At 43.5% G+C, this 1,864-nt stretch carries 1 protein-coding gene and 1 pseudogene; one reads left to right on the top strand and one right to left on the bottom strand.

What is annotated here, in order from left to right; translation table 11 throughout:
- A pseudogene (locus B4C48_RS06825) lies at window positions 1-762 on the top strand (molecular chaperone HtpG); the annotation flags it as partial.
- 96 nt (window positions 763-858) lie between these two features.
- Here the strand turns inward: B4C48_RS06825 and B4C48_RS06830 are convergent.
- On the bottom strand, window positions 859-1,864 hold a 1,006-nt coding region (locus B4C48_RS06830; RefSeq protein ID WP_291354865.1), incomplete at its 5' end, for a hypothetical protein.

The raw sequence follows: 1,864 nt of genomic DNA on the forward strand, positions 1-1,864 counted from the left end.
CAGGAAAAATTCAAAACGTTCTATGCTGAATTTGGTTCAGTAATTAAGGAAGGTTTGGGTGAAGACTTCGGTAATCGTGAGCGTATCTTAAAATTATTACGCTTCTCGACCTCTATCAATGATGAAGTTGCTACTTCATTGGCAGATTACAAAGCACGCATGAAAGAAGGGCAAAAAGCCATTTATTATGTAACTGCGGAAAGTCTCAGTGCTGCAAAAAATTCACCGCAACTGGAGCTGTTCAAGAAAAAAGGCATTGAAGTGCTGTTAATGGCGGATCGTGTAGATGAATGGGCGATGGAGTTCATTCATGAATTCGACGGAACGCCAATGCAAAATGTCTCTAAGGGTGCAGTAGACCTGGGGGATTTGCAGGATGCTGAGGAGAAGAAGGCGCTGGAAGCAGCAGCTGAACAGTTTAAACCTGTCGTGGATAAGCTTTCAGATGCACTTAAAGCCAAAACCCAACAGGTGCGGGTCACTACGCGACTGGTCGATTCACCTGCATGCTTGGTGACAGGCGAAGGTGAGCTGTCTCCACAATTGATTCGCATGCTGAAACAGGCGGGTCAAGCGGTTCCTGAAAGTAAACCAATTTTAGAAATTAACCCGGAACATCCGTTGGTGAAAAAGCTGGAAGGCTCGAACCAGTTTGATGACTTGGCCAATGTGATTTTTGACCAGGCCGTGATTGCTGAAGGTGGTTTGCCGGATGATCCTGCGGAATATGTAAAACGTATAAACAGTTTGTTGCTGAAATAAACCTTTTTCTTGTGAAGCAAAAAAACCTCCTTCGGGAGGTTTTTTTATTGCAGCGAAATAGGATGAGGTATAACTCAAATTTTTATATGGGCTAGCTTAGAACAATGCTTCCATACGCAGCGATACACCCAGAAAATGGCTGCGATCTTCACGATGGTCATTGAGGTAGTTTAAATCGCCCTGTAGAAAAAACCATTCGCGCACGAAAGGTTGTCGCCATGAAACATAGGGTCCCCAACTGTTCAGGCGTAGGTCATTATTATTATAAAAACCACCGGTATATAGACCGTAGGCAAAACGGTTATTGTGGAAAAACTGGTGTTGTCTAAACAGATAATTGTCCCAGGTTAGATCGTCATCTTGCTGGTCTGCATAGGTCAGGCTGAATTGATCGGATAAAAAGGCCTGATTTTGTCGTGCATGGGTGAGTTCCAGATTGGTTCTCAGGTAATTTTCACTATCTATCCCGTAACGGTAAATTTGCTCGGCATAAAATCTAAAATCATTTTCCAGTTGCCAATCCCGAGAAGCTTTTAGCCTTAAATAAATATCATCCCCTGAACGTACCCCTAAATCCACGTCAGTCTCAAAAGGAAGGCGCTTGGAAAAATCAGACCAGCGCAAGGCCAAAGAACTGTTGCTTTCTCGCGTTCGTTCGCGGTCGAGGGCTTTGTCCTGAGTGCTTGCCGGATTTTCATCAGTAATAGCGACATTATTTTTCAGTTCATTATCTAAAGAATCATCACCAAAGATTAGGCTGACTTTACGTTCTAGGGTGGGAAGTTTAATTTTCCCGCGCAGACGTGGCCGAATTTCATAGTTATCATGTTTATTCCAGCTGTTATCAATAATCAGACGTAAGCTTGCTGAAGCAGGATCATTGGGATCAGGTTTTCCAAACCAATTATCAATTTTATGAGAGGTACGTCCTGTCCAGTTGCGGATTTCATGTTGTTTGCGGTCGACCCAGCTTTGCTTTTCAGTAGCTTGCAGCGGAGGGACAATCACTTTATCCGACTGTTGCGGCAGAAATGTCGGGATGGCATCAATCCAGCTTGGAATCTGGTAAAGCAAATTAAAATCTGTTTCTGTTTCTGTTTCT

It is taken from the genome of Acinetobacter sp. UBA3106 (genome assembly GCA_002365595.1).
Taxonomy (GTDB): domain Bacteria; phylum Pseudomonadota; class Gammaproteobacteria; order Pseudomonadales; family Moraxellaceae; genus Acinetobacter.